Annotated in this window: 24 protein-coding genes and 1 riboswitch; of the genes, 16 read left to right on the plus strand and 8 right to left on the minus strand. The window is 62.3% G+C overall.

Annotation, left to right across the window (positions count from 1 at the left end; genetic code table 11):
• Positions 1-131: 131 nt before the first annotated feature.
• The gene (locus QOV41_RS16380) at positions 132-827 is read left to right on the plus strand and encodes a ribonuclease HII (protein WP_284577865.1); all 696 of its coding nucleotides are present in this window, start codon (positions 132-134) and stop codon (positions 825-827) included.
• A 101-nt stretch (positions 828-928) separates the two neighbouring features.
• A complete protein-coding gene (locus tag QOV41_RS16385; RefSeq protein WP_284577866.1) occupies positions 929-2,062 on the plus strand; it encodes a site-specific DNA-methyltransferase in 1,134 nt (377 codons plus the stop codon).
• Positions 2,063-2,134: 72 nt separating this feature from the next.
• Here QOV41_RS16385 and QOV41_RS16390 read toward each other — a convergent pair whose 3' ends face one another.
• Positions 2,135-3,985: an ABC transporter ATP-binding protein gene (locus QOV41_RS16390; RefSeq protein WP_284577867.1), complete on the minus strand. Its 1,851-nt coding sequence runs from the start codon at positions 3,983-3,985 to the stop codon at positions 2,135-2,137.
• Positions 3,986-4,110: 125 nt separating this feature from the next.
• Positions 4,111-5,160 carry an A/G-specific adenine glycosylase gene (locus QOV41_RS16395; RefSeq protein ID WP_284577868.1) on the minus strand — a complete coding sequence of 350 codons (1,050 nt, stop codon included), beginning with the start codon at positions 5,158-5,160 and terminating at the stop codon, positions 4,111-4,113.
• A 60-nt stretch (positions 5,161-5,220) separates the two neighbouring features.
• Here QOV41_RS16395 and QOV41_RS16400 point away from each other — a divergent pair, with 60 nt between their 5' ends.
• The 13 genes from QOV41_RS16400 to gcvPB all read left to right on the plus strand — a co-directional run bounded on the left by QOV41_RS16400 (position 5,221) and on the right by gcvPB (position 18,606).
• Positions 5,221-5,730, plus strand: a complete 510-nt coding sequence (locus QOV41_RS16400; protein WP_284577869.1) for a DUF721 domain-containing protein — start codon at positions 5,221-5,223, stop codon at positions 5,728-5,730.
• 87 nt (positions 5,731-5,817) lie between these two features.
• Positions 5,818-6,642, plus strand: a complete 825-nt coding sequence (locus QOV41_RS16405) for a thioredoxin domain-containing protein (protein ID WP_284577870.1) — start codon at positions 5,818-5,820, stop codon at positions 6,640-6,642.
• Between the two features lie 36 nt (positions 6,643-6,678).
• Positions 6,679-10,134, plus strand: coding sequence for a chromosome segregation protein SMC (smc, locus tag QOV41_RS16410; protein WP_284577871.1), 3,456 nt, complete (start codon positions 6,679-6,681; stop codon positions 10,132-10,134).
• A gap of 134 nt (positions 10,135-10,268) precedes the next feature.
• Positions 10,269-10,472 carry a hypothetical protein gene (locus QOV41_RS16415; RefSeq protein ID WP_284577872.1) on the plus strand — a complete coding sequence of 68 codons (204 nt, stop codon included), beginning with the start codon at positions 10,269-10,271 and terminating at the stop codon, positions 10,470-10,472.
• A gap of 657 nt (positions 10,473-11,129) precedes the next feature.
• Positions 11,130-11,528: an AtpZ/AtpI family protein gene (locus QOV41_RS16420; protein ID WP_284577873.1), complete on the plus strand. Its 399-nt coding sequence runs from the start codon at positions 11,130-11,132 to the stop codon at positions 11,526-11,528.
• Between the two features lie 21 nt (positions 11,529-11,549).
• On the plus strand, positions 11,550-12,326 hold the full coding sequence (locus QOV41_RS16425) for a F0F1 ATP synthase subunit A (RefSeq protein WP_284577874.1): 777 nt from the start codon (positions 11,550-11,552) through the stop codon (positions 12,324-12,326).
• Positions 12,327-12,391: 65 nt separating this feature from the next.
• On the plus strand, positions 12,392-12,619 hold the full coding sequence (locus QOV41_RS16430) for a F0F1 ATP synthase subunit C (RefSeq protein ID WP_284577875.1): 228 nt from the start codon (positions 12,392-12,394) through the stop codon (positions 12,617-12,619).
• A gap of 96 nt (positions 12,620-12,715) precedes the next feature.
• Positions 12,716-13,345: a F0F1 ATP synthase subunit B family protein gene (locus QOV41_RS16435; protein ID WP_284577876.1), complete on the plus strand. Its 630-nt coding sequence runs from the start codon at positions 12,716-12,718 to the stop codon at positions 13,343-13,345.
• A 3-nt stretch (positions 13,346-13,348) separates the two neighbouring features.
• On the plus strand, positions 13,349-13,837 hold the full coding sequence (locus QOV41_RS16440; RefSeq protein WP_284577877.1) for a F0F1 ATP synthase subunit B family protein: 489 nt from the start codon (positions 13,349-13,351) through the stop codon (positions 13,835-13,837).
• Positions 13,838-13,929: 92 nt separating this feature from the next.
• Positions 13,930-14,018, plus strand: a riboswitch (glycine riboswitch).
• 151 nt (positions 14,019-14,169) lie between these two features.
• Complete coding sequence (gene gcvT / locus QOV41_RS16445) at positions 14,170-15,333, plus strand: glycine cleavage system aminomethyltransferase GcvT (RefSeq protein WP_284577878.1); 1,164 nt, start codon at positions 14,170-14,172, stop codon at positions 15,331-15,333.
• 11 nt (positions 15,334-15,344) lie between these two features.
• Positions 15,345-15,710, plus strand: coding sequence for a glycine cleavage system protein GcvH (gene gcvH / locus QOV41_RS16450; RefSeq protein WP_284577879.1), 366 nt, complete (start codon positions 15,345-15,347; stop codon positions 15,708-15,710).
• An 11-nt stretch (positions 15,711-15,721) separates the two neighbouring features.
• Positions 15,722-17,065 (plus strand): aminomethyl-transferring glycine dehydrogenase subunit GcvPA, encoded by a 1,344-nt coding sequence (gcvPA, locus tag QOV41_RS16455; RefSeq protein WP_284577880.1) that lies wholly within the window; start codon positions 15,722-15,724, stop codon positions 17,063-17,065.
• Positions 17,062-18,606: an aminomethyl-transferring glycine dehydrogenase subunit GcvPB gene (gene gcvPB, locus QOV41_RS16460; protein ID WP_284577881.1), complete on the plus strand. Its 1,545-nt coding sequence runs from the start codon at positions 17,062-17,064 to the stop codon at positions 18,604-18,606. Before gcvPA ends, gcvPB begins: the two co-directional genes overlap by 4 nt.
• A gap of 51 nt (positions 18,607-18,657) precedes the next feature.
• Here gcvPB and QOV41_RS16465 read toward each other — a convergent pair whose 3' ends face one another.
• The 3 genes from QOV41_RS16465 to QOV41_RS16475 all read right to left on the minus strand — a co-directional run bounded on the left by QOV41_RS16465 (position 18,658) and on the right by QOV41_RS16475 (position 20,664).
• On the minus strand, positions 18,658-19,236 hold the full coding sequence (locus QOV41_RS16465) for a hypothetical protein (RefSeq protein ID WP_284577882.1): 579 nt from the start codon (positions 19,234-19,236) through the stop codon (positions 18,658-18,660).
• Positions 19,237-19,265: 29 nt separating this feature from the next.
• Positions 19,266-19,763 (minus strand): peroxiredoxin, encoded by a 498-nt coding sequence (locus QOV41_RS16470; protein ID WP_284577883.1) that lies wholly within the window; start codon positions 19,761-19,763, stop codon positions 19,266-19,268.
• Positions 19,764-19,851: 88 nt separating this feature from the next.
• Positions 19,852-20,664, minus strand: coding sequence for a protein-disulfide reductase DsbD domain-containing protein (locus tag QOV41_RS16475; protein WP_284577884.1), 813 nt, complete (start codon positions 20,662-20,664; stop codon positions 19,852-19,854).
• A gap of 130 nt (positions 20,665-20,794) precedes the next feature.
• Here QOV41_RS16475 and QOV41_RS16480 point away from each other — a divergent pair, with 130 nt between their 5' ends.
• Entirely contained in the window at positions 20,795-21,370 is a 576-nt protein-coding gene (locus tag QOV41_RS16480) for a YqgE/AlgH family protein (protein ID WP_284577885.1), read from the plus strand.
• On the opposite strand, the gene QOV41_RS16485 is transcribed toward QOV41_RS16480, so the two are convergent.
• The 3 genes from QOV41_RS16485 to QOV41_RS16495 all read right to left on the minus strand — a co-directional run bounded on the left by QOV41_RS16485 (position 21,367) and on the right by QOV41_RS16495 (position 26,292).
• A complete protein-coding gene (locus QOV41_RS16485) occupies positions 21,367-24,246 on the minus strand; it encodes a putative bifunctional diguanylate cyclase/phosphodiesterase (protein ID WP_284577886.1) in 2,880 nt (959 codons plus the stop codon). The two genes, QOV41_RS16480 and QOV41_RS16485, sit on opposite strands and share 4 nt — an antisense overlap.
• A gap of 161 nt (positions 24,247-24,407) precedes the next feature.
• Entirely contained in the window at positions 24,408-25,019 is a 612-nt protein-coding gene (locus QOV41_RS16490) for a GNAT family N-acetyltransferase (RefSeq protein WP_284577887.1), read from the minus strand.
• Between the two features lie 10 nt (positions 25,020-25,029).
• Positions 25,030-26,292, minus strand: a complete 1,263-nt coding sequence (locus QOV41_RS16495) for a M16 family metallopeptidase (protein ID WP_284577888.1) — start codon at positions 26,290-26,292, stop codon at positions 25,030-25,032.
• Positions 26,293-26,303: the final 11 nt, after the last annotated feature.

Raw genomic sequence — 26,303 nt, forward strand, 5'->3', positions numbered from 1 at the left:
CAGCAGCGCGGCGGGCAGAAGGCAAAGGAGAGATCGTGGTGAAGGACTCGACCTAAAGGCCCTGATCCCATCGGAATTGAATACTGCTCAACCGCCTCTTCTGACGATGCTGGCGCGGCTGTGATCGTCTGGTGATTGACTGGAACACCCCAGCAGCCATGCTGGCGGCAATGTTGATCGATTCGCCCGTCCAGACCGAGCCCGACTATAGCCATGAGCTTGCGCTCAATGCGCGTGGCGCGCGCGTGGTCGCCGGCGTCGATGAAGCTGGTCGCGGCCCTTTGGCCGGTCCCGTCGTGGTCTCGGCGGTGGTGCTCGACCCCGAGCGCATCCCACCGGGGCTCAACGATTCCAAGAAGCTGAGTGAAGACGAGCGAGAGTCCCTCTTCGAGCAGATCGTTGCCACTGCCGTGGTCTCGGTTGTTGTGGCGCCACCCTCGATCATCCTGTCGCGCAATATTCGCGGCGCGACGCTGTGGGCCATGGCCCGCGCGGCCTGCTCGCTCTCGCTGCGCCCCGATCGCGTGCTGATCGATGGCCGCGACGTGCCCATGGGCCTGCCCTGCGACGGGTTGGCGCTGATCGGCGGCGACGCCCGGTCTGTCTCGATCGCCGCTGCGTCCATCGTGGCCAAGGTCACGCGCGACCGCATGTGCAGGATCATGGACTGTGACGCGCCCCATTTCGGCTTTTCCAGCCACAAGGGCTATTCCACGCCCCAGCATATGCGCGCCCTCACCGAGCACGGCCCCTGCCGCCATCACCGCGAGGAATTTGCTCCCGTGGCAGAGGCTCGCTTGCGGCTTACCCTGGCGCTCTCCGCCTGACTGGGCACACCCCTCTTAACCCCCTGCTAACCCCTTAAGAACGCTCCATTAACCCCCGCCCGCTATAACGGGCTTGTTAGTACTGCGTTAGGGTTAAGTGTATGTTGCGTACCGCGCGTACGGCCGTTTCGGCCGCTGCGGAGGAGGCACAGCGTCTCCCGATCGATACCATTCTTGTGGGTGATTGCATCGACCACATGAATGCCTTGCCGGCCGGCTCGGTTGATCTAATTTTTGCTGATCCCCCCTACAACCTGCAGTTGGACCAGGGGCTAACCCGCCCCGACCAGAGCCGGGTCGATGCGGTGGATGACGACTGGGACAAGTTCGAGAGCTTTGCCCATTACGACGCCTTTACGCGTGCCTGGCTGCAGGCGGCCCGGCGCGTGCTCAAGCCCGATGGCGCCCTTTGGGTGATCGGCTCATACCACAACATTTTCCGCGTCGGCACGGCGCTTCAGGATCTCGACTTCTGGATGCTCAACGACATTGTCTGGCGCAAGGCCAATCCGATGCCGAACTTTCGCGGCACCCGCTTCACCAATGCCCACGAAACGCTGATCTGGGCCGCACGCAGCCAGAAAAGCCGCGTTACGTTCAACTACGAGGCGATGAAGCTCGCCAATGACGACACGCAGATGCGGAGCGACTGGCTCTTTCCCATTTGCACCGGTACCGAACGCCTCAAGGACGAGAACGAGGACAAGGTTCACCCCACGCAAAAGCCCGAAGCCCTCTTGTTCCGCATTCTCAACGCCACCACCAAGCCGGGCGATGTCGTCCTCGATCCGTTCTTCGGCACCGGCACCACTGGTGCTGTCGCGCGCAAGTTGGGGCGGCACTTCATCGGAATCGAGCGCGAAGGAACCTATGTGAACGCAGCACTGAAAAGGATCGCTACAATCCGGCCGGGCGTCTTCGAAGCGCTGCAGTCGGTCACGCCCAAACGTAAGGAGGCGCGGATCCCGTTCGGTTCTCTGGTGGAGCAAGGTTTGATTGAGCCGGGAGCGCAACTCTTTGACTCCGGTCGCCGTTACTCCGCCATGGTTCGTGCAGACGGCTCACTCGTCTCGGGCACTCACCAGGGCTCCATCCACAAGGTGGGCGCGCTGGTTCAGGGCGCCGAGGCATGCAACGGGTGGACCTTCTGGCACCACGAACAGGGCGACCGCATCGCTCCCATTGACGAACTGCGCACGGGCATCCGTGCAAAACTTGATTTGCTTTCTGCCTGATACTGACCTCCAATCGCCATCGGGCTCTACTTTATGGCCACCGGTTTACCCCGGTGGCCTTTTTCTGTGGCCTCAGATCCGCGCCTGCGTGCGTTGCATGCTGGCATAGATGCCATCGGCCGCGAGAAGCGCCTCATGGCTTCCCTGCTCCGCGATGCCTTGGGGCGTCAGCACCACAATGCGGTTGGCGTGACGCACGGTTGAGAGGCGGTGCGCGATCACGATGGTGGTCCGCCCTTCGGCCAACGCCATCAAACCACGCTGCACGGCGAGCTCGCTTTCGCTATCGAGTGCGCTGGTCGCCTCATCGAAGATCAGCACGGACGGGTCCTTGAGAAAGGCCCGGGCAATTGTCAGCCGCTGCTTCTGCCCTCCTGACAATCGCACGCCACGCTGGCCAATATCAGTATCGTAGCCAAGCGGTAGGGCCGAGATGAACTCATCGGCATGAGCTGCGCGGGCGGCGGCAACCACTTCCTCCATGCTAGCGTCCGGTCGACCGTAACGCAGATTGTCGGCCACCGTCCCGCTGAAGAGGTAGACATCCTGCTGCACCACGCCGATGCTGCGGCGGAGCGAAGTTAGCGTCACATCCCGAACGTCCATTCCGTCGATCTCGACGGCCCCTTCGCTCACCTCGTAAAAGCGGGGAATCAGCGCGCAGAGCGTCGTCTTTCCAACTCCCGAGGGCCCGACCAGGGCGACAAATTCGCCCGGTGCAATGCTAAGTGAAATACCCGCGAGCACGGGCTGTCCATTCTCCTGGTAGCGGAAAGTCACGTTGCGAAAACCAACCGCACCGCGCGGCTTGGTCACTTCCACCGCCTCTGGTCGGTCCTCGATTTCAGGTGCGATATCCAACAGCGCCATTGCCCTGACGAAGCCCGTATATCCCTCCTGCCAAAGGCGTACAAAATTGGCGATCCGCTGAACCGGGTCGACCAGCACTGCGACGCATAGGAGAATGGTCAGGATGTCGGCGACCGTCAGCTCTGCCGCGAGGATACGCAGCGCCCCGATGATGACCACCGCAATAGTGATCAACTGAGCAAAAGTGTCAGCCCCAACCGAGAACCATGCTTCGCTCCGATAACCATCGCGGCGGCTCTCGAGAAACAAATCGTTCTCGCGTTCGAACCGGCTGGCTTCCAGCCGCTCATTGGCGAATGACTGCACCACTCGAATCCCTGCAAGAGCGTCCTCCACCCGCTCATTGACGCTGGCAATCTGCTCCTTGCTGCGCTGAAGCGCGACGTTCATGCGGCCATTGAAATGAAGAGCATAGACGAGCGCAAAGGGCGTCAGTAGCGCAATGACCCCGGCCAGGACGGGATCGATAAAGAACAGCACAGCCATGGCCCCGGCAAATTTGAGGGCTGCAATGGCCAGGTCCTCAGGAGCGTGATGGAATAGTTCGCCTAGCCAGAGCGAGTCATTGGTGATCCGGCTCATCAACTGCCCGACCTTCTGGCGATCGTAGAAGCTGAAGGAGAGCTTCTGGCAGTGCTCGAATAACTCTCGCCGCAGGGTCGCTTCGATGCGGGCGCCCATCATATGGCCCTGGTAGTCCACAAAGAAGGTGGCTCCGACCTGGACAGTCAGGAGCCCGATCATCAAGCCGCCAACGGCGAAAATCTGCCCGACGACATCCGGCGCCTCAGGGAGCTCGAGCAGCCGCGTGGTGACGTAATTTGCACAAAGCGGCAGTGCGATCGCTACGGCGGCGACCAACGCCGCGCATAGGAGGTCCGCCACCAGCAATGGCAGGTGCGGCCGATAGTAGGAGAAGAAGCGCCGCGTCCAACGCTGGCGGCGTGCAGCATCGGCGCGCTCGGTAGCGGATCTCGTTCGACGGAACTGGGAGAGAAGGTTTTTAGATCGCGGGCGGCCAGGCGTCCTCGCGTGGGGCAGTTGAGTGTCCATGAAGCGTCATGTCCTGATTGAAAAGATCTCCTTTCGATTGGGACAGGGTCGCTTTCATCTCATTCTCCCCAGGCATTCGGCCAAGATGAGCCGACTATGGCCGAGCGAGCGCTGGACGGCAACCGTCAAAAGTCAGCGGCTGCCAGTACTTTGCGATAGAGTGTCGGCAAGGCCTCACCCGCAAGGGCATCTGGCGCCGACCACCAGCCGCCGTCCAGATCACGGGCATCCACCTGCGCTGACCAAACTTCCAGCTCCAGCCGGAAATGGGTGAAGACATGCACCACCTGCCCGCGATGACGCCAGGTGCCCTGTGCCGGATAGTCCGGCGTCGGCAGGGTGGCAGCCCAGTCGGACCCCGGCACTTCGGTCATCTTGGCAAGCAGCCCCTTGTCCGGCCGGCTCTGGAGGTACACGTCGCCCCCCGGGTCGCTCATCACATAGGCATGGCCCCGCCGCACCGGCTTCTCGACTTTCTGCGGCTTCACCGGATAAATCGTCGGATCGGGCAATCGAGTGGCTCGACATCCCGGCTGCAGTGGACACAGCATGCATAGCACCGAGCGAGGCGCGCAGATGGTCGCGCCCAAATCCATCATCGCCTGGGCGAAGTCTCCCGCCCGTTCCGGAACCGACAGCTGCAGGGTTGCACGCAACTCCTCCTTGGCGTCCCGCACCGGCACCTCGAGGGCATAGTATCGCGCCAGCACCCGGTCGAGATTGCCATCGAGCACCGCCACGGGCTCATCAAAGCAAATGGCAGCGATTGCGGCACTGGTATAAGCGCCTATGCCGGGCAATTGCTGGAGTCCTGCGGCAGTGTCGGGGAATACGCCGCCATGATCCCGCACCACCCCCGTGGCACAGGCATGCAGATTACGGGCACGGGCATAATAACCCAGCCCCGCCCACTCGCGCAGCACAGCGTCGAGAGGCGCAGCGGCCAGTGCCTCCACGGTGGGCCAGAGCGAGGTGAACCGCATAAAATAGCTGCGTACCGCCGCGACGGTTGTTTGCTGCAACATCACTTCGCTCAGCCAGACCCGGTAGGGATCTGGTGCTAGCCCGAGCGCTCGATCACCCGGCGACACCCGCCAAGGCAGGTCACGCGCGTGCCGGTCATACCAGGCGAGCACGGCTTGGGCGTCGATGGGCTGCGGATTGGGGAGGTGCATGAGGCGCAGATTTGGGGTAGTCGAGGTTTTCGCGCAAGCCCTTCACCACAGGCCGAACCCATGTCCAAGGATCCGCCAGAGCCAAAGCGCCGCAATCGCTCCATCAGCGTCGCCGACGCGATCTCCGGCGCACTCGATCCGGTGCTGAAAAAGCGCGGCTTCGCCAGCCGGGACATCATCAACCATTGGCCGGTCATGGCGCCACCACCTTATGGCGAGGTCGCTATTCCAGATCGCTTGGCATGGCCGCGCGGCGAACGCAGCGCGGAAGGGGCAACGCTATACCTGCGCTGCGTGCCGGGACATGCCCTAGCCATCGCCCATGAGGGCCCTGCCATCGCCGCTGCAGTGAACCGCTATTTCGGCTTCCTCCTTGTGGGGCAGGTCAAGCTCTCCCCCGAGCCGTTCGCGCCCGGTTCAGGCAAGAAAACCGAGAAAAAGCCGCCCACTGAGCGGATCGTCCGTGAGGTCGGCGCAGCGGTGGAGAAGGTCGAAGATGAGCAGGTTCGTGAAGCCTTACGAAATCTTGGACTTGCCCTGGCCAGCCGATCGGAGCCAAAACGCGGATAGTCCGTTCACCGACCAGTGACACCTCTGCCCACTTGCCGACGTTTTCGGCCCGTGTAGTCTCCCCCAGCAAAAAAAGGAGCGTTAGCCGTGAAATTCAACCGTCGTGACACCCTCATCCTTGGCGCTGCCGCGTCCGCGCTGACCCTGTGTGGTGTCGGCTCCGCCCAAGCTGCCGCCGGGGACACCGTCGATCAAGCCGCTCTTATGGCTCCCGCCGGTGGCTACACCGACCATTTCGAAGGCAGCGAGACTGCGCCTGTGACGGTCATCGAATATGTTTCGCCCACTTGCCCGCATTGCGCCCAGTTCGCCACCGACGTGAAGCCGACTTTCGTCGAGCAATATGTCGATACCGGCAAGGTTCGGCTTATCACCCGCCCCTTCGTGCGCAATGTGCTCGACGCCGCCATCTTTATGCTGGCCGAAGCCGCAGGCCCCGAGAACTACGCCAATGTGGTGGACACCTATTTCGCCACGATGAACACCTGGGCGACCTCGGAAACCCCACGCGACGCGATTTTCGACATTGCCGTGCAATTGGGCTTTACCCAGGAATCTTTCGACGCTGCATTGACGAATCAGGAGCTGTTCGCGGCCATGGAAGCCGTGCGCGATCAGGCGCTCAATGATTTCGGGCTCTCAGGCACGCCGACCTTCTATGTCAATGGCAAGACGCTCACCGGAGGCCAGACACTCGAGCAGCTCGCTGCCGAGATCGACCCGCTTGTGCCCGCTGATTTCGTCCCGACCGAGCCGGCCAGCAGCACCGCCATTGACACCAACGCCATGGCTCCGGCTGCTCCTGCCGAAAGCAACACCATGGCTCCGGCAACTCCGGCCGACACCAACACCATGGCGCCCGCAACCGACGCATCGCCGGCGAGCGAACCGGGTGTCACGCCCGTCAACTAAGCTCTCTAGTGGCAGCGTCACTCCGGTGGCGCTGCCATGAAGTTTTCCCGCCTCAAGCTGCATGGCTTCAAATCTTTCTCGGATGAAACCGTGCTCGTCATGGAGCCGGGCCTGACCGGTATTGTAGGTCCCAATGGCTGCGGCAAGTCCAATCTCGTCGAAGCCATGCGCTGGGTCATGGGCGAAAGCTCCTACAAGGCCATGCGCGCATCGGGTATGGACGACGTCATCTTTTCCGGCTCCGGCAATCGTCCCGCCCGCAACACCGCGGAAGTCACCCTCGTCCTCGACAATGCGGACCGCACCGCCCCCGCAGCGCTCAACACGGCCGATGTCCTAGAAGTCACCCGCCGCATAGAGCGCGAGGCCGGCTCGGTCTATCGCGTCAACGGCAAGGAAGTGCGGGCCCGCGACGTGCAGCTGCTCTTTGCCGATGCCTCGACCGGTGCTCACTCGCCCGCCATGGTGCGCCAAGGGCAAATTGGCGAGCTCATCGCGGCCAAGCCGACTGCCCGCAGGGCGCTTCTTGAAGAAGCCGCAGGCATTTCGGGTCTCCATTCCCGCCGCCATGAAGCAGAATTGCGCCTGCGCGCCGCCGAGCAAAATCTGGACCGCGTCGACGACATCATCGAGCAGATCGAGGCACAGCTCGAAACGCTCAAGCGCCAGGCCCGGCTCGCCACCCGCTACCGCTCGTTGAGCGGCGACATCCGCCGTGCTGAGGCGACGCTCTATCATATTCGCTGGGTGGCGGCGCGCTTTGCAGAGAAGGAGGCCGAGGCGCAGCAGGCGGTGCTGATTCGCGGCCTCGCCGATGCCACCCATCTCGAGCTGCAGGCCCAAAAGCAACTTGCCGCCGCCGACGCTGCCCTCCAGCCGCTGCGCGAGCGCGAGGCGGTAACCGGCGCCGTGCTGCAGCGCTACACCATTCTTTCCGAACAGCTTGCCGACGAAGCGCGCCGCATGAGCCAGCGCCGGGCCGAACTCGAAGACCGGGTGCGCCAGCTCGCCGCTGATGGAGAGCGCGAGCGCCACCTCGTCGCCGAAGCCGAGACCACACTTGCCGCCTATGCCGAGGAACTGGTCCGGTTGAAAACTGAAGGATCGGCTGCCCAGCTCGACTACACTGCCGCGCGCACCGACGCCGAAACGGCTCGCGCCGCTGTTGCCCAGGCGGAAACCGAGGCTCGCGCTGCGATCGATGCGCTAGCGCAGGTGCGGGCGCGCCGCGCCCAGGCCCAGCGCAATGCGCAGGAGGCGAGTGCCCGGCTCAATCGCCTCTCCCAGCAGATCGCCGAAGTGGAACGGGAGGCCGCGCTCATTGCCGCTAAACTTGCGGCGGACGAGACTTTGACGGTCAAGCGCGCAGCGCTCGAGACGGCGCAGACGCAGACCGCCAAGGCCGAGCAGCAGGCGCTTGTCGCCGAAGAGGCGGCTCTCGCAGCGCAAGGCCAGCTCGATGCAGCCCGACCGCGCCTGGCTGAACTCGAAGCGGCGCTCAATCGGCTGGAGGCAGAGGCCTCGACGCTGGGCAAGCTGCTCAACGTGGGCGCCAGCCTCTGGCCTGCGATCGTCGACGAACTCAAGGTTACGCCGGGGTATGAAACCGCGCTTGGCGCCGCCTTGGGGGATGATCTAGATGCGAGTTCCGATGCTGGCGCTCCGATGCATTGGTCGGTCGTGGTCGATCACACCGACGATCCCGCTTTGCCGCAAGCCGCCGAGCCCCTTAGCCGTTATGTTACGGGCTCACCGCTGCTCAAGCGGCGTCTGGACCAGATCGGCCTTATCGGCGAGGCCGATGGCCCCGCACTTATGCATGCGCTCAAACCCGGGCAGCGCCTGGTCACTCTCGAAGGTGCCCTCTGGCGTTGGGACGGGTTCGTCGCTGCTGCCGATGCGCCCAGCCCTGCTGCCCAGCGCTTGGCGCAGCGCAATCGCCTTGCCGAGCTCGATGAGGATATCACCCGCGCCAAAGGCGAGCGCAACGCCTGGAAGCGGGACGTCGAGGCCCTCGCAGCAGCACTCGATGCTGCGCGCCAGGAGGAACGCCTTCGGCGTGAGGCCTGGCGGACTGCCCAGCGCGCCATTGGCGCCGCGCAGTCCGAAGTCGACAAGGCCCAGCGCGCCAGGGGTGATCTCGCCAGCCGCCAATCGGCGCTTGCCGAGGCAAGAATGCGCCTCGACAGTAGCCGCGCTGAAGTCGAAGCTTCCCAACGTGAGGCCGATCGCGCACTGGCCGAGGTGGCAGCCCAGGAAAACGCCAATTCTGTCGCTGAGGAAAAGCAGACTATACTGGCTAACCTACGGGAGCGTGCCGATCAGGCGCGGCTCAAGCTGGGCAATTTCGAGACGGCGGCCCGCCTTCGCGAAAGCCGCATCGCTCAATTGCAACGCGACACGCAGAGCTGGGAGCGGCGACGCCAAGGCGCGCTGGCCCAGTTGGCTACGCTGGATGCCCGCACCGCCGAGGTCCAATCGCAGCTGAGCGGCGCAACCGAAACGCCGGATGACTTTGCCGCCCGCCGCGCCAAGCTCGACAGCCAGATCCAGCAGGCCAAGATCGAGCACAAGGCTGCGGGCGACAGCTTCAACCTCGCACAGAGCCGGTATCGCGAGGCCCACCGGGCGCTCAAGACCGCCAACGATGCCCTGGCCAATGCCAGGATTGAGCTCACCCGTATCGAGGAACGCCTCAAGAGCTTTATCGCTCAGCGCCAGCAGATCGAGCGGCAGACGGAAGAAATCCTAGATATTCCCGCGAGCAAAACTCTGGAGGTCTCGGGCATCAAGCCGGCCGACCCCCTGCCCGCGGAGTCCCCGACTGAACAGAAGCTCGAGCGTCTTAAGGCCGAGCGGGAGCGGCTGGGCGGGGTCAACCTTTCGGCTGAGCAGGAAGCACTCGAGGTTCAGGAAAAGCTGGACACCATGATCCGCGACCGCGACGATCTGATCGAGGCCATCGCAAAATTGCGCACCGGCATCGCCTCGCTTAATCGCGAAGGCCGCGCGCGCCTATCCGAAGCCTTCGGCAGGGTCAACGCGCACTTTCAGGAGCTCTTTACCACCCTGTTCGGCGGCGGCACGGCAGAGCTGACCTTTGTCGAGAGCGACGACCCACTCGAAGCGGGCCTTGAAATCATTGCTCGCCCGCCCGGCAAGAAGCCACAAACCATGACGCTGCTATCGGGTGGCGAGCAGGCACTTACCGCCATGAGCCTGATCTTTGCCGTCTTTCTCACCAATCCCGCACCCATTTGCGTACTGGATGAAGTCGACGCGCCGCTCGACGATGCCAATGTCGAGCGCTTTTGCAATCTGCTCGACTCCATGCGCCAGCGGACGGAAACCCGCTTTATGGTCATCACGCACAATCCCATTACCATGAGCCGGGTCGATCGGCTGTTCGGCGTGACCATGGCCGAGCGGGGCGTCAGTCAATTGGTGTCGGTCGATCTCACCACCGCCGAAAGCTTCCGCGAAGCGAGCTAGTGTGCAGCGCCGGCTAAGCTGCCCATTCGGCGACCTTTCTGGAGGGAACTCGCAGGGCTACAAACTGTTGGAAAACCCAAGGCCGCCGGCACGGGAAGCGCGTCGGCGGCAAGGTACTCAACAGGAGTTGCACCATGAGCAAGCATCCACAGACCAAGACACCCACGGACAAGGACCTGCGGGAGGATCCCGGCATCGGACGCACGCGGGGCACGAACAACGCAGATGGTTCGGTCGAAAACCTCGATGGTGAGAACACCTTCGAGGGCGACGTAAAGAACGACACCACGCCAGCAGGTGGCGTAGACCCCGATCAGCGCGGTCGTACCAATAAGTAGCAAGCGCGACCGCGCCTAGCGATCGGCGGGAAATAGTCCCTGCCTCCTAGTTGGAGGGGAGCTCGTTTCCCCTCCAAGACTGCTGCCTCAGCAATGGGTCTATAAAATACCGAACACGGCCAAGAGGATCAGCGTCGCGATCACGGAAATCGCAAGGGAGCCGAGGCAACCAAGTCGGTTGGAAAACAGAAAGAACATCGCGCGCCTACCTTTTTGTGCGGCGATCAATGGTAAGCTGGTACTCGGGTTCCCAGGTTTAACCGTCCCTTGAGCGCCTTGCCGAGCGGAACCCCGCTAGCGTCAGCGTCGCCCATCACTGGTGCAGCGTTCGGGACTCGGGGCGAGGACTGCCTCACCTTTTTACCTGCCGGACGACCGGCACGGACGTGAACTTCGCGCCATATCGCGCACCCGCGCAGCCAATCTGGCCAGGCTGGCGCTTCGGCACGTTTGGTAGAATCTCCCCGCCGCACCTCCATCTGCCACACGCGATCACGTGGACAGCATGCCGCACCCTCGCGCCGGTTCTATTACCTAAATCAAAACAACGAGTTAGACCGATCCTGCGCTTCTTGACACCTCCTGGAGCCACCACTATGTTGCGCGCGACTTAAAGGGCGCCCGGAAATCGGGGTAAACGGCCAGCCGGAGGAGCGGATGAATAAGCCGCAAGGCACCGAAGGCAGGGACGTGAATGCCCAAGGGGTGACGCGGGATCTCGCATCGCGCATCGCCTCAGCCAAGCGGGACCGTGAGATCGAGGACAACAGAGCCTCGGCCAACGGATCACGCGACAACCGAGGACTGGCACGCGGTCTGCGTCTGGGTTCCGAGTTTGCCGCAGCGATCCTTGTTGGAACGGGTATCGGCTATCTTGCCGATCTCGCCCTTGGCACCAGCCCCTGGGGTTTGCTCATCATGTTCATGGTGGGTTTTGCCGCAGGGATTATGAACGTCATCCGTGCGGTGGCGGAAATGAATGCAGAGGCAGCTGCCTCGTCCACTGCGGGGGCCGGCCCGCGTGGAGCCAATACCAAACCGGTAGATGAGTCATGACGACGAGCAAGGGGCTGCACTTTGGCCGGTACTGATCCGATCCACCAGTTTGTCATCTATGACATCTTGGAGCTGTTCACCCTCGGCGGCGACGGCACCGAAGGCAGCGGTGTTACCATCGCTTTCACCAATTCGGCCATGTTTATGGTCGCCACGGTCGTTGCGATCAGCGCCTTCATGCTCTTGGCGCCCGGCAAAGGTCAGCTGGTGCCGAACCGCATCCAGCTTGCCTCCGAAATGCTCTACGAATTTATCGCCAATATGTTGCGAAGCTCGGCGGGTACGGAAGGCATGAGGTTCTTCCCCTTCGTGTTCTCGCTCTTTGCCTTCGTGTTGGTCGCCAACCTGTACGGCATGGTGCCCTACTTCTTCACCGTCACCAGCCACATCGTGGTCACCTTTGCCTTGGCCATGCTGGTCATCGGCGTAGTCACCGTTTACGGCCTGGTGCGTCACGGCTTTGGCTTCTTCAAGCTCTTTGCTCCATCGGGCGTCCCGGCCTACGTGCTGCCGATTGTGATCCCGATCGAGATCGTCTCGTTTCTATCGCGGCCCATCAGCCTGTCCGTCCGTCTGTTCGGCAACATTCTTGCCGGTCACATTACGCTCAAGGTCTTCACCGGCTTTATCGTGACCATGGGAGCCGCCGGCGCCCTGGGCTGGCTCGGGGCGATCCTGCCGCTGATCATGGGCGTGGCCATCACGGCCCTCGAATTCCTCGTAGCTGCGGTGCAAGCCTATGTGTTTGCAGTGCTGACTTCGATGTATCTCAACGACGCGGTTCACCCTTCACACTGAGCGTTGAGTCCCTCATCGGCGGGTACCGCCGGCAACCAACGACCTACCCTCGAAAGGACTACAAAATGGAAGCTGAATGGGCAAAGTATATCGGCGCAGGCATTGCCACTCTGGGCATGGCCGGCGCTGCTCTGGGCGTGGCGAGCATCTTCTCGAACTTCCTGCAGGGTGCTCTGCGTAACCCCTCTGCTGCTCCCAGCCAGACCGGTAACCTGATTTTCGGCTTCGCCGTGACCGAAGCTCTGGGCATCTTCTCGTTCCTCGTTGCCCTGATCCTGCTGTTCGTCGCCTAATCGGCACGAAATGCGACCTGCCGTAGCCGGGTTTCTCCGGCTGCGGCCAAAACGTCCGGCCCAGCGCCGGACTCTTGAATTGAACGGGACCACAGAATGGTAGCGCAGGCCTTCGCCCAAGAGCCGTTAACGCCGATTGACGAGACCGTTGTGGTCGTCGATGAGCATGGTGTGTCGCAGACGCCCGTGCTGGAAACCTTTGCGGAAACCGAGCACCATTATGACGATGGGCATTCGGATGTTTTCCCGCCCTTTGATCCCGCTACTTTCCCATCCCAGCTGCTGTGGCTGGCCATCACCTTTGGTGCGCTCTATCTGGTTATGAGCCGGCTGGCCTTGCCGCGGATCGGGACCATTCTCGAGAACCGCAAGGCCCGGATCGACGCGGATCTCGCCGCCGCCGATGCCAGCCGGCAGAAGACCGATGCAGCCATTGCCGCCTATGAGGCTGCCCTTGCTGCCGCCAAGACCAAGGCGCAAGGCATTGCCGAGACCAACCGCACCGCGGTGCAGGCGGATATCGCCGCCAAACGCGCTGCGGTTGAAGCAGAGCTGGTTGAGCGTATCAGCGCGGCCGAAGCCCGCATTGCCCAGACCAAGGCGCAGGCCCTCACCCATGTCGATGAAATCGCCGCCGAAACTGCCCAGAGCGTCGTTGCGCATCTGAGCGGCGAGGTACCGCCCGACAGCGTTCGTGCTGCCGTTGCGAAGGTGAGCAAGGAGTAAGCCATGCCTGAATGGATGGATAATTCGTTTTGGGCCTTCGTCGCCCTCGTCATCTTCGTCCTGGGCGTCGGTTTCCTTGGCGTTTTCGGCACCATCAACAAGGTGCTCGACGGTCGCATCAAGCAGATCGCCGATGAGCTCGATGAAGCCCGGCGCCTGCGCGAGGAAGCTACCGCCCTGCTCGTTGAATATGAGCAGAAGCGTGCGGCTGCGGAAACCGAAGCCGCCGACATCGTTGCTGCCGCTCAGGAAGAAGCCGTCCGCATGACGGCCGACGCCCAGGCCTCTCTCAACGAGCTTGTTGTCCGCCGTACTAAGGCTGTGGAAGACAAGATTGCCCAGGCTGAGGCCCAGGCGATCGCCGATGTGCGCGCCCGCTCTGCCGATCTTGCCATTGAGGCGGCTCGCGTCGTGCTCACCGAGGAGATGAGCCACAAGGGCAATATCCTGGTCGACCAAGCCATCGCCGACGTCGGCAAGCGCCTCAACTAGGCCAACCAGAACGACGAGATTTCAGGCGGGCACTTGTGCCCGCCTTTTTGTTTGCGCCCAGATTGACGGCCACCAAAATCTCCACCATGGTGCCGATGACTGCGGGAGAGACTGGATCTTCTCCAGCGCCGAAGGAGCAACCGCCCCGGAAACTCTCAGGCAAAAGGACCGCAGGCACAGCTACAACTCTGGAAAGCGGGCCGGCACATTGCGCGACCCCACCGAAGGAGCAAGCGGCGCTCAGCCGCGGAATCTCTCAGGTGATGAGGACAGAGGGGGCACGGGTTCGCCAAGGCGGATTCGCGTCGCCCCTTCATGTTCAGGACGAGTTGATGGCCAGTTCCTCAGCCCAAGACCTCAAAACCGTGCCGCTCCATGAGCGCCACCTCGCCCTTGGCGGCCGCATGGTGCCGTTCGGCGGCTATTCTCTCCCCGTTCAGTATGCCACCGGTATAATGGCCGAACACAAGTGGACACGGGAGCATGCCGGGCTTTTTGATGTTTCCCATATGGGCCCGGCTTTTTTGCAGCTGACGACGCCCACTGGTGATGCCGAGGCCGACCATGCCACTGTCGCTTCTATCCTCGAGCCGCTCATCTGCGGCGATATCACAGGGTTGAAGCCGGGTCAGGTGCGCTACACGCTCCTTCTCAACGAGGGGGGCGGCATCATTGACGATCTGATGGTCGCACGATCACCGCTCTACCCTGGCTCGCTCTATATCGTGGTCAACGCCGCCACCAAGGAGAACGATTTCGCCCGCATCGCCCAGGCCGCCGGCAACCGCGCCAAGCTGACGCGCGCCGATGATGGTGCTCTGCTCGCGCTCCAAGGTCCCGAAGCGGTTGCCGTGCTTTCGTCCGTTCTTCCGGGCGTAGAAGAACTCGGCTTCATGGAATACGGCCCATTCCAATTGCAGGGCCAGACGGTGATTGCCTCCCGCTCAGGCTATACCGGGGAAGATGGCTTCGAGCTGCTCTGCCCCGCCGCGTTCGCTACCACGCTCCTCGAGGCGCTCCTGGCCGATGATCGCGTCAAACCGATCGGCCTTGGCGCGCGCGACTCCCTGCGCCTCGAAGCGGGCCTTCCGCTCTATGGGCATGACCTCGACGAGACCGTGTCTCCCATAGAAGCCGGGCTGGGATTTGCTGTCTCCAAGCGCCGCCGCGAGCTGGCCGACTTCCCAGGAGCCGGCCGTATCCTCAAGGAGCGCGATGGCGCTCTCTCCCGCGTTCGCGTGGGGCTGATCGTCGAAGGCGCCCCCGCCCGCGAGGGTGCCGAGATACTCGATGCGGAGGGTAACCCCGTCGGCGTGGTCACCAGCGGTGGCTTCGCGCCGTCGCTCGGCAAGGCCATTGCTCTGGGCTTTGTCCCGCCTCCCTATGCCGAGCCCGGCACCGGACTTCAGGTCAAAGTGCGCAATCGGGCCCAAGCGGCCGAGGTTGTAGCCACGCCTTTCGTCGCCCACCGCTATTTCCGCAAAGCCAAGTCCTGAGGACCGCCGCCATGACCACCAAGTTTACCCCTGACCATGAATATATCCGCGTCGAAGGTTCGACCGGCATCGTCGGCATTACGCCCTACGCTCAGGAGCAACTGGGCGACATCGTCTTTGTCGACCTGCCAACCGTTGGCAAGGAGCTCAAGAAGGGCGACGAAGCTGCCGTGGTCGAGTCCGTCAAGGCCGCGTCCGAGATCTACGCGCCAGTTTCGGGCACCGTCACCGAGATCAACTCCGCCCTCTCCGGCGAACCGGGCCTCGTCAACTCGGCTCCAGACTCTGACGGCTGGATGTTCAAGATCGCCATTAGCGACATGAGCGAAATCGACAAATTGCTCGATGCTGACAGCTACCACGAGCTGACCCTCTAACCGAGTACGCCATGCGCTATCTTCCCCATTCCGAAGCCGAGCGGTCAGAGATGCTCGCCGCAATCGGCGCCGATACGATCAACGCGCTGTTCAGCGCCGTTCCCGCCAAGGCTCTCAAGACCTTCGACCTGGGCTTGCCGGCCCACCAGCCAGAATTTCTTGTGGAAGCCCATATGCGGGCGCTGGCAGCTAAGAACCACACTGGTTCGGATGGCCCCTTCTTCATCGGGGCTGGCGCCTATCGGCATCACGTTCCGGCAACTGTCGATCACCTGATCCAGCGGTCGGAATGGCTCACCGCCTATACGCCCTACCAGCCCGAGATCTCGCAGGGCACCCTGCAGATGCTCTTTGAGTTCCAGACCCAGGTGGCCAAGATCACCGGCATGGATGTGGCCAATGCGTCCCTTTACGACGGCTCCACCGGTACCGCCGAAGCCGTGCTCATGGCCCGCCGCCTCACCAAGCGCAACAAGGTTGTACTTTCTGGCGGCCTTCATCCCCATTACCGAGACGTCGTGCGCGCCTACCTCAAGGATGACGCCGATCTCGAGTGCCTTGCGGCTTCCCCCGAAGGTCAGGGCGACATTCTCGACCATATCGACGAGCAGACCGCAGCTATCGTCATCCAGACCCCAGACTTTTACGGCCATTTGCGCAACCTCAAGACTGCAGCCGACGCGGCACATGCCAAGGGCGCGCTGCTGATTGTCGTTATCACCGAAGTGGTCTCGCTGGGTCTGCTAGAAGCGCCGGGTGCTTTGGGCGCTGATATCGTGGTCGCCGAGGGCCAGTCGATCGGCAATGCCCTGAATTTTGGTGGCCCTTATCTGGGATTGATGGCCACCCGCAGGGAGTTCATCCGGCAGATGCCGGGCCGGCTCTGCGGGGAAACCGTCGACGCAGATGGGAATCGCGGCTTCGTTTTGACCCTGTCGACGCGTGAGCAGCATATCCGTCGCGAGAAGGCGACCAGCAATATCTGCACTAATTCGGGGCTGTGCGCCCTGGCCTTCTCGATCCACATGGCTTTGCTGGGTGAAGCTGGCTTCACGCGCCTCGCCCGTCTCAATCACGCTAATGCCTGCAAGCTGGCCAACGCGCTTTCGGCTGTTACAGGCATCGAGGTGCTGAACCGGAGCTTCTTCAATGAGATGACGATCCGCACCGCTCAGCCGGCTGCAGCTCTTGTTGAGCGCCTCGCCGCCCGCGGCATACTTGGTGGCGTACCGGTCAGCCGGGTTGAGCCCAGTGAGCCCGGTGTGGAGAACCTGATCGTTCTTGCAGCCACCGAACTCACGACCGATAGCGATATCGCTGCTCTCTGCGGCGCCCTTGCGGAGGAACTGGCATGAGCATGAATACGCAAGGCCGGCCGACGGGCATCGGTAGTACTGGTACGGCTGCTTCCGGCTCCGCCCTCCTCCCCAATGAACCGCTGCTGTTCGAGATCGGCGACACCGAACACTCTGGCGTGGATCTGCCGGATGTTACGATCGGCACAGACCGCCTCGGCGGCTTCGCCCGGCAGACACCGCTTGATCTCGCCGGACTTACTGAGCCCGAGGCCATGCGCCACTATGTGCGCCTCAGCCGCCTCAATCATTCCATCGATAGCGGCATGTATCCGCTTGGTTCGTGCACCATGAAGCACAATCCGCGCCTCAACGAAAAAATGGCGCGGCTGGCGGGCTTTTCCGATATTCACCCACTCCAGCCGGTCTCGACCGTCCAGGGTGCGCTCGAGTTGATGGAGCAGCTTTCCCATTGGTTGATGACGCTCACCAATACCGCTGCCGTTGCCCTTTCACCCAAGGCAGGTGCCCATGGCGAACTGCTCGGCATGATGGCGATCAAGGCGGCTCAGGAAGCCAAGGGCGAGGCGCATCGCCGGATCGTGCTCGTTCCCGAAAGCGCGCATGGCACCAACCCGGCCACGGCCGCTTTCCTTGGCTACACGGTCAAGCCTGTTCCAGCGCGGGAAGATGGGACAGTGGATGTGCAGGCGGTACAGGACGCGCTGTCCCCGGAAGTGGCCGCCATCATGCTCACCAATCCCAACACCTGTGGTCTCTTCGAGCCGCAGGTCATCGAGATCGCTAAGGCCGTGCACGAAGCGGGCGCGTTCTTCTATTGCGATGGCGCTAATTTCAACGCGATCATGGGCGTCGTGCGGCCGGGTGATCTTGGCATCGACGCCATGCACATCAACCTGCACAAGACCTTCTCGACGCCCCACGGCGGCGGTGGCCCAGGCGCCGGACCTGTGGTGTTGTCGGAGGCGCTCGCGCCATTCGCACCCGTCCCGTTCGTGCGCCAGGGTGAGACTGGGCTGGAATTGGTCGAGCACCAGCAGGATGCTGCGCTTGGCCGCGTCACCGCATTCCACGGCCAGATGGGCATGTATGTGCGGGCGCTCACCTATATGCTTAGCCATGGTGGCGATGGCCTCGCCCAGGCGGCGCAAGATGCGGTGCTTAACGCCAACTACATCAAGGCTCGTCTCCAGCACGCCTTTTCGGTACCGTTCAACGACTACCCCACCATGCATGAGGCGCTGTTCGATGATAGCTTCCTAGAGGGCACGGGCGTCACGACGCTCGACTTTGCCAAGGCGCTGATCGACGAAGGCTTCCACCCCATGACCATGTATTTCCCGCTGGTCGTGCATGGCGCGATGCTGATCGAACCCACCGAAAGCGAAAGCAAGCAGACCTTGGACCGGTTCTGTGATGTCATGGAAGAGCTCGCGGCCGACGCTAAGGCCGGCAACACCGAACGGTTCACTGCCGCGCCGCTGAAGGCGCCCCGCCGACGTCTCGACGAGACACGTGCGGCCCGGCAGCCGGTGCTTAAATGGGAGCGAGCACCGGAGTTGCCCAAAGCCGCCGAATAAAGCAGGAGGCCCGCAGATTGCTCTGCGGGCTTTTTTAGGTCTCTCGTTGGATTATCCGCGAGTGTCGAACCCTACCCAGATGGTGATCTCCTCGCCACCCAGGTAGGGAATGGCGACGTTCTCGACCACCTTGACGAACTCCGCCGACTGCGCCGGCGGATTGATCGCCACAGGAATGGTGTACTTCTCGGAGAACACCGCCTGTCCGTCGCGTTCCACTGCAAATCGCAGAGGCGCGTTGACCGAGCTCTGCGATCCGGCAGGGCCGAGCAGCACCCGGCCGACCACGCCCATGTTGACGGTAATCAGCCCGTTGGAGACCACGCAATTGCGCGATGTCTCATCGATGACGCCCTGATATTGCAGCGACTTGGCACTGCCGACCTGCCCACCACCATAATAGAACATCGCTTCACTGCCCGGCCGCACCTTGATGGGTGGGCATTCGGTGGCAATCACCGGCAGCGCGCTGGTTTGCGCCTGCGCCACCGAAGCAGGATTTGGCGTGGCATTCTGCAGCGTCTGGGCAGACGAGGAACCGCCGCCCCCCATGAGGCCGCCCATTGAGCAGGCGGTCAACAGGCTTGCCGCAGCACAGAGGCCAGCAAGGCGCAGAGCACGAAAGTACATCGAATTCATCGAGCGTGGTCCTGGGAGCATTAGCTTGGGTTGGCTTCAAGCGCCATCAGAATGGCCGGGGCACCCGTGGCGGTCACGCCGGGCGCGTCTTCGACAAAGACGCTCTCGACCACGCCGTCACGCACCAGCATAGCGGCACGGACAAAGCGCTTGCCCATGAGGGAGCCTGAGAAATCCTTGCTCATACCCAGGGCATCGGCCAGTTCGCCATTGCCGTCAGCCAGAAACTCGATCTTGCCGACCGCGCCGGAGGCTTCCGCCCAGGCCTTCATCACATGCACATCGTTGACTGAGGCACAGACGATCCGGTCAATCCCGGCGGCTTTGAGTTTAGCCTCATTGGCAACAAACCCGGGCAGGTGATTGACGTGACAGGTCGGCGTAAATGCCCCCGGCACCGCGAAGAACGCGACGCGCCCCGTCCCCAGAATTGCATCACTGGTGGTATCTGTCGTCTCGCCATCGGCGCCGATCAGCTTCACCCGCACAGACGGGATCGCATTACCCTTTTCAATCATCGAATAGTTCGCCCCATCCTACCGCTCGCTGGCGGTTCCCCTTTGACCCACGTTCGTCACTCAGGCAATTCATGCACATCCGGAAAAGCTATTCTGTCACTGTAGGCTCAACCGGTCGAGTGACCTCGAAAGCTCCCATTTCGGTCATGAACGTGAGCTGAACGTCTTCACCCACCAGTGCCGCATCGTTCTCGGCACCAAGTATGGGGATCAGCACTAGGTTCGGCTCGGGGCTTTTTTGCGGCACACCAAACACCGGCTCCCCCGGTACCGTCGCTGCGATAAGGGAAGCAGCGTCCACCCGTGGGTCTAGCACCTTAACGGCAATTGCGCCGCCTTCCTCCGTCAGAGCGACGTCACCGATCACCGGCGATGACTCGGTCCAGGCAACTGGCGTTTCCGCAAGCGCCTGGCGGATGCGCAAGCTGTTGGGCGCGTCCTTTACCGGTTCGGCGAGGGCGATGGAAAAAGCCGCTTGAGCCGGCATGCAAATGTCCGAACAAATCCCCAGGGTCGCCTTCATCTCCAGATGCGATCCGGCTCCCGCCTCTAACTCTAGCGGTAAAACCGTCGGCCCATGATAGACATAGTCCAGGTATTCACCGGTCTTCTGCCGCTCTGGATAAGGCCAGTGAACTTTGTGACTGGCCACACCGGACGAGCCCGCCAGGTCAATTTCCAACGGCAGTCCAGTTTCCCCCGGCACCCGCCAATAGGTTTTGGTGTTCGCTGGCATATCGATTTCGAGCGCCGCGTAGGTGGTGCCGTCCGCTGTAATCTCTCCGCTGGTGATCAGCCGCAGTTGCACCCCCGGGGCAATCTCCTGCCACGGCGTTTCTCCCCCGGTGGCAGGGCCGCAGGCGAAAAGAGCGATAGCGAGGGCAGCGGATCTTGTTGTCATGGCGCCGGCATTAATGCACGCCATGGTGAAGAAACAACTGACGCCAGCATCATGCCTTCGTGATGGTGCCAGGCCCGGCCGCAGGCGCTCGCGCCTTGGCACATCGAGCAATCGTGCCTACACTTGGGGTATGAACTCACTTGAAGGACAATTCCTTGTTGCAATGCCCGAAATGGCGGACGAACGCTTCGCCGAGAGCGTCATCCTGCTGGTCGGCCATAGCGACGAGGGTGCGATGGGCCTGGTCGTCAATCACGAACTGGCCGATCTCCGCTTCGCCGATATTCTCGACGAACTCGATCTGGGCGACCCTGATGCGGTAATCCGTCTGCCTGACACCATCCGCGATCGCTCAGTGTTGCGCGGGGGGCCGGTCGAGAAGGGCCGCGGCTTCGTGCTCCATACGGCCGACTACAAAAGCGGCAACACCTACGCGGTGACCGAAGACATCTATCTGACGGCAACTCTTGATGTGCTCAAGGCGATGGCCTTCGGGCCCGCGCCCAAGGCCTCACTCTTTGCATTGGGCTGCTGCGGTTGGGGCGCTGGCCAACTCGAACAGGAGATCGCGGAGAACGGCTGGTTAACCGTCCCGTTCAAGCGCGAATTGCTGTTCGATACACCGGTCGAGAAACGCTATGATGCGGCGCTTGCGAGCCTTCACATTACCCGCGCTACACTCAGCAGCGACGCAGGACACGCTTAGCGCGCCAATTGCGCGCTAAGCTTGCGGCCGAACTCTGCGCCGGTCATGGCAGCACCGAACGCAAATCCCTGGCCATAGCGGCAGTTGAGTTGGCGCAGCCGCTCGATCTCGTCCAGTGTCTCCACACCCTCGGCGATCACCATCAGGTCGAGATCGCTGGCCAAGCCGACCACAGCCCTGATGATGGGCGCCTGGGTATGTGCAATGCCGGTGTCGGCGCCGAGCTTCACGAAGGGCGCCGCGATCTTGATCGTGTCGAACGGGAAGCGGTGCAAATAGCTTAGGGACGAGTGGCCGGTGCCGAAATCGTCAAGCGCCAGCCCCAGCCCCAGACTGCGCAACGCGTCGAGCATGTAGGCTGAATGCTCAGGATTGTTCATGACCTGGCTCTCGGTGATCTCGAGCTTGAGGTGCTGCGCCAGCTTTCGGTCCTGATTAACGAGGCTGCGCATGTCGTTGAGCAGCGTTTCGGTGGCCAATTGGCTGGGCGAGAGATTGACCGAAATAAAGAAATCCTCGGGCAAGCCGATCGAGGTCATCCAGTCCTTGGCCTGCGTGGCCGATTGTTCGAACGCCAAGCGGCCAAGCTTCTCGATGAGTCCGGAGCGCTCCGCCAAGGGTACGAATTCGTCGGGATTGACTACGCCGCGCGTTGGATGGGTCCAGCGCATCAGCGCCTCGGCACCCACCATCTGCCCCGAGACAATGTCCATTACCGGCTGGAACTGCACATGCAGTTCGCCCTGCTTCATGCCGCGTTCCAGATCGGCTTCGCTAGCACGGTTGTAGGCTGAAATGGAGCGTGCTGACGCGCGATAGGCCTCGATGCGGTCTCCGCCCAAACGCTTGGCGTAGTACATGGCGAGTTCCGCATCGCGCAGCACATCGGGTGCATCTGCCGGGTTCCCGTCATAGATGGTGACGCCGATGGAGCAGGATAGCGTCAGATCGCGGTCCCCGAAGTTGAAAGGTGCCTTGAGCGCCTTGCGGATCTGCTCGGCCGTCTCCGCAATCTTGCCCGCCGCCTGCTCGGACGCGAGGATCACCGCGAACTGATCGGCGGTGATGCGCGCCACCGTATCGAGCGGTCGCATGATCCGGCCAATGCGCCGGGCAATGGCGAGCAGCACCGAGTCCGCCGCCGAGTGACCGATGCGCTCTTCCAACTCCATGAATCGATCGATGTCGATCATGAACACCGCAGGCTTGATCCCACCTGGCGTGCGCGAACGCACCAGCGCCCGCTCCAGCCTGTCGAGGAACAATTGCCGGTTGGGGAGCCCGGTGAGGCTATCGTGCACGGCATCATGCAAGAGCCGTTCGCGGGCCGCCCGATCTTCGGTCACGTCCTGTAAGGTGCCGACGATCCGGTTCACCTGGCCGTCGCCACCGAGCACCGGCTTCACCCGCATGCGGAAACAGCGATAGCTGCCATCCTGGCCAGCAATGCGCAGGTCGGACGAGACCTTGCCGCGCCGTAGTTCGACCAACGTGTCGAACGCCGTGCGGAAACGATCGCGATCATCGGGGTGCACTCGGTCCAGCCACCGCTTGATTGCACCCCGCAGAGCGCCGCGCTTCTCGCCCAAACGGGTCGCGAGTTCCTCGCTGACGGTGACCCGGTCGCGCTCGATATTCCAGTCGAAGACAAAATCCCCCGAGCCGGTCAGCGCTAGCGCACGCCGCTCCACCTCCGAGAGTGTGCCAATGGTGACCTGCCCTTCGGAAAAGGCGTGCTGCACGGCCGTGAAGCCCAAGAGCATCACAATAAGCACCAGGCCACCGCCGACGGCTGGTTGCGCGACATCGTTGCTGACTTGCCCGGAGACCACCAGCCAGGCGTAGAACAGCCAGGCGATAAAGATGATCCAGGTGGGCACCAACAGAACCGCTCGATCATAGCCACGCAGGGCGAGCAGGATGATGAGGAAGAACCCAGAAAGCCCCAGTAGCACCAGCACCAGCCGGGCAATCGTGGCCGCAATGGCGGGCTGGAAGAAAGCGAACGCAAAGAGCGCAAGAAACAGCGCTGCCAGGCCAAGCGCCAGATGAATGAAGCGCAGATGCCAGCGGTGAAGATTGAGATAGATGAAGAGGAAACCCGCTAGGGTGGTCGCGATACCGGCCTCGGCCGCCGCCCGCAGCGGCTGGACGCCGCCGGCAGGCAAGCCGAGTAGCCGCCCCAGCACGCCGAAATCGATCAGGAGATAGATCAGCACCGCCCAGGCAAAGGCCGCCGTCGCCGGGAACACCCCCCTACCCTTCACCACGAACATGATGGTGAGGAAGACCGCGGCGAGGGAGGCGACGCCCAGAACCACTCCCCGGAACAGGGTGAAGGAGTTGACGTAGTCGCGATAGGCGTTTGGCTGCCAGAGGTAGAGTTCTGGCAATTGCCCGGAAGCCAGCTCAGCCACGAAGGTCACGGTGGACCCGGGGTCCAGCGTCACCTCGAAGACGTCGGCTTCGCTATCGGTCAGCCGCACCGGGCGGATGCCGGCGCTCGGCGTCAAGGCTTCTATTCGATCGTCGCCTAAATCGGGCTGGATGATGCCGGAGGCTGGAAGGCGAAAAAAGGGCGCCACCAGCAGTCGCTCGATCTGCTGGTCGCTGTCATTGCGCAGCGCGAACAACGCAAAAGCGGGGTTGGTACCGGGTTCGGTCGCCAGCACTTCGATGCGCCGGATGATGCCGTCGTCCCCTGGCGCCGTCGACAACTGAACCCGGCCCTCGCGCCCGGGCTGCACTTCGATGACGTCGGAGAGGTTAACGGCATTGACGTCCTCGGGGACGGCAATGACCTCGAACGCCATGGCAGGAACCAGCAGGGCCAGCAGGCAAGCGAGACAGAGCGCAAGGGCATGAAGGTGACGCATCAGGGGCGACTATATCCTGCGGTAGGCTTCATTGTGGCAGAGGTTCGGCAGCCACTCCGGCAACCGGCGCTCCTGATCGCTTTGTCTGGCGGGAGCGCATCTTGGTAGCGACGTTCGCTGCGAGCCACAAGCGCGAGCGGCTGTTGCTCAACTGCCACAAACTAGCGCAGACCTCGAGAATAGCGGGACGCTTCATAGCGTTCCTTGTGCAGGCCAAAGAGCACGTGGTCTTCCCAGCGCCCGTTGATCTGCAGGTATTTCTCCGCAAACCCTTCCTCCACGAAGCCGTTCTTTTCTAGCACCCGGCGCGATGCGTCATTGCCCGGCAGGAAGGCGGCATGGATGCGGTGCAGATCCAGCGTGTCAAAGACAAAGGGCAAGCAAATCGCTACCGCTTCGCTCATCAGCCCGCGCCCGGCATATTGCTGACCCATCCAATAGCCGAGTGTCACGAATTGCGCCGCTCGCCGCCGGATGTTTGAGAGCGTGATGCCTCCCACCAGGATTTCGCTCCGCCCCTCCTCGACAAAGATGAAGAAGGAATAGTCAGTGCCCTGCTCGGCCTCCTCGCGCGCCCGCCGAACGCGGGAAACGTAGATTCGACGTCCCAGATCGGCTTCGGTCCAGCGCGGCTCGAACGGACGGAGGAAGTCCCGACTTGAGCGTCGCAGGGTGAACCAGGCTTCGTAATCGTCCATCTGCGGCAGCCGCAGCACTACATTGGGCCCGCGCAGGTTGACCAGAGACGCCGGAGATGACCAAGGCCAGAGCATCAGCACTGGATCAGCGGCGCAAATGCGCGCTGATAGCGTCCACGTCGGCTAGTCGGTTCACCGGACCAATACCGGCGACGGTGGGAACTCCGCTCGAGAAGATCTGCTCGGCGACTTCCTTGACCCGATCGGCCGTGATGCGATTGATACGCTCGACCGTCTCCTGCATCGGGATGGGACGTCCCCAAAGGATCTGCTGGCGGGCCAGTTGACCAGCGCGCGCAGAGGGGCTTTCCAGCGACATCAGGAGACCCGCACGGATCTGGTTGCGGACGCGGATGACTTCCTCTTCCAAGATGCTCTCGGTGGTGCGCTTGAGTTCATCGAGCACAACGGGCACGAGGTCGTCCACCTCGTCCTCGCCAGTAGCCGCGGCAACACCGAAGACGCCACTATCGGCGAAGGCCCAGTGGAAGGAATAAACGGAGTAGCAGAGGCCCCGCTTCTCGCGCACTTCCTGGAACAGCCGTGAGCTCATGCCCCCGCCCAGAATGGAAGCAAGCACCTGCGCGGCATAAAAACCATCGGAGTTGTAGGCCCGACCCTCAAAACCGATCACGATATGCGCCTGCTCGTGATCGGAAATCAGCCGCTCTTCGCCGCCCTTGTATTCGGCCCGCTGTGGTGCTGGCGCACCATTGGGCTTGAGATCGGAGAAACGCTGGCGCGCCACCTGAACGAGATCCTCGTGGTCGACATTTCCTGCGGCGGCAATCACCATGTGGTCGCCCACATAGTTGCGGCTCATATATTTCCGGATCATGTCCGGATTAAACTCGCGCACGGAGTCAGTGGTGCCCAGAATTGTCCGACCGATGGGCTGGGTTGGAAATGCGGCTTGCTGGAACAGGTCAAAAACGTGGTCGTCGGGGTTGTCGCGAGCGGCCCCGATCTCCTGGACGATCACCTGTTTTTCGCGCGTCAACTCCTCCTCTTCGAACAAGGAGTTCTGAAGAATGTCGGAAAGGATGTCGGCTGCGAGCACCACGTCATCCTTGAGGACGCGGGCGAAGTATCCGGTGTGTTCGATGGAGGTAGCTGCGTTGAGATCGCCACCCACGTTCTCGATGGCTTCTGCAATCTGGAGGGCGTTGCGCGAACCGGTCCCCTTGAAGGCCATATGCTCTAGGAGATGGGAGATGCCGTGCTCGGCCTTGCGCTCGGAGCGCGCGCCCGCTTTGACCCAAACCCCCAGCGAGGCGCTTTCGAGGTGCGGCATGTCGTCGGTGAGCACCACCATGCCGTTGTCCAGTGTCGTCGATTGTACGCTCACTACTCGTCCTC

Source organism: Devosia sp. RR2S18, from assembly GCF_030177755.1.
Lineage (GTDB): Bacteria > Pseudomonadota > Alphaproteobacteria > Rhizobiales > Devosiaceae > Devosia > Devosia rhizosphaerae.

Bases quoted from the DNA above. Each gene is read 5' to 3' on its own strand.
- QOV41_RS16385 (WP_284577866.1), top strand. From the start codon at position 929: ATGTTGCGTACCGCGCGTACGGCCGTTTCGGCCGCTGCGGAGGAGGCA.
- QOV41_RS16390 (WP_284577867.1), bottom strand. From the start codon at position 3,985: ATGGACACTCAACTGCCCCACGCGAGGACGCCTGGCCGCCCGCGATCT.
- QOV41_RS16395 (WP_284577868.1), bottom strand. From the start codon at position 5,160: ATGCACCTCCCCAATCCGCAGCCCATCGACGCCCAAGCCGTGCTCGCC.
- QOV41_RS16400 (WP_284577869.1), top strand. From the start codon at position 5,221: ATGTCCAAGGATCCGCCAGAGCCAAAGCGCCGCAATCGCTCCATCAGC.
- smc (WP_284577871.1), top strand. From the start codon at position 6,679: ATGAAGTTTTCCCGCCTCAAGCTGCATGGCTTCAAATCTTTCTCGGAT.
- QOV41_RS16415 (WP_284577872.1), top strand. From the start codon at position 10,269: ATGAGCAAGCATCCACAGACCAAGACACCCACGGACAAGGACCTGCGG.
- QOV41_RS16420 (WP_284577873.1), top strand. From the start codon at position 11,130: ATGAATAAGCCGCAAGGCACCGAAGGCAGGGACGTGAATGCCCAAGGG.
- QOV41_RS16430 (WP_284577875.1), top strand. From the start codon at position 12,392: ATGGAAGCTGAATGGGCAAAGTATATCGGCGCAGGCATTGCCACTCTG.
- QOV41_RS16435 (WP_284577876.1), top strand. From the start codon at position 12,716: ATGGTAGCGCAGGCCTTCGCCCAAGAGCCGTTAACGCCGATTGACGAG.
- QOV41_RS16440 (WP_284577877.1), top strand. From the start codon at position 13,349: ATGCCTGAATGGATGGATAATTCGTTTTGGGCCTTCGTCGCCCTCGTC.
- gcvT (WP_284577878.1), top strand. From the start codon at position 14,170: ATGGCCAGTTCCTCAGCCCAAGACCTCAAAACCGTGCCGCTCCATGAG.
- gcvH (WP_284577879.1), top strand. From the start codon at position 15,345: ATGACCACCAAGTTTACCCCTGACCATGAATATATCCGCGTCGAAGGT.
- gcvPA (WP_284577880.1), top strand. From the start codon at position 15,722: ATGCGCTATCTTCCCCATTCCGAAGCCGAGCGGTCAGAGATGCTCGCC.
- gcvPB (WP_284577881.1), top strand. From the start codon at position 17,062: ATGAGCATGAATACGCAAGGCCGGCCGACGGGCATCGGTAGTACTGGT.
- QOV41_RS16465 (WP_284577882.1), bottom strand. From the start codon at position 19,236: ATGTACTTTCGTGCTCTGCGCCTTGCTGGCCTCTGTGCTGCGGCAAGC.
- QOV41_RS16470 (WP_284577883.1), bottom strand. From the start codon at position 19,763: ATGATTGAAAAGGGTAATGCGATCCCGTCTGTGCGGGTGAAGCTGATC.
- QOV41_RS16475 (WP_284577884.1), bottom strand. From the start codon at position 20,664: ATGACAACAAGATCCGCTGCCCTCGCTATCGCTCTTTTCGCCTGCGGC.
- QOV41_RS16480 (WP_284577885.1), top strand. From the start codon at position 20,795: ATGAACTCACTTGAAGGACAATTCCTTGTTGCAATGCCCGAAATGGCG.
- QOV41_RS16485 (WP_284577886.1), bottom strand. From the start codon at position 24,246: ATGCGTCACCTTCATGCCCTTGCGCTCTGTCTCGCTTGCCTGCTGGCC.
- QOV41_RS16490 (WP_284577887.1), bottom strand. From the start codon at position 25,019: ATGCTCTGGCCTTGGTCATCTCCGGCGTCTCTGGTCAACCTGCGCGGG.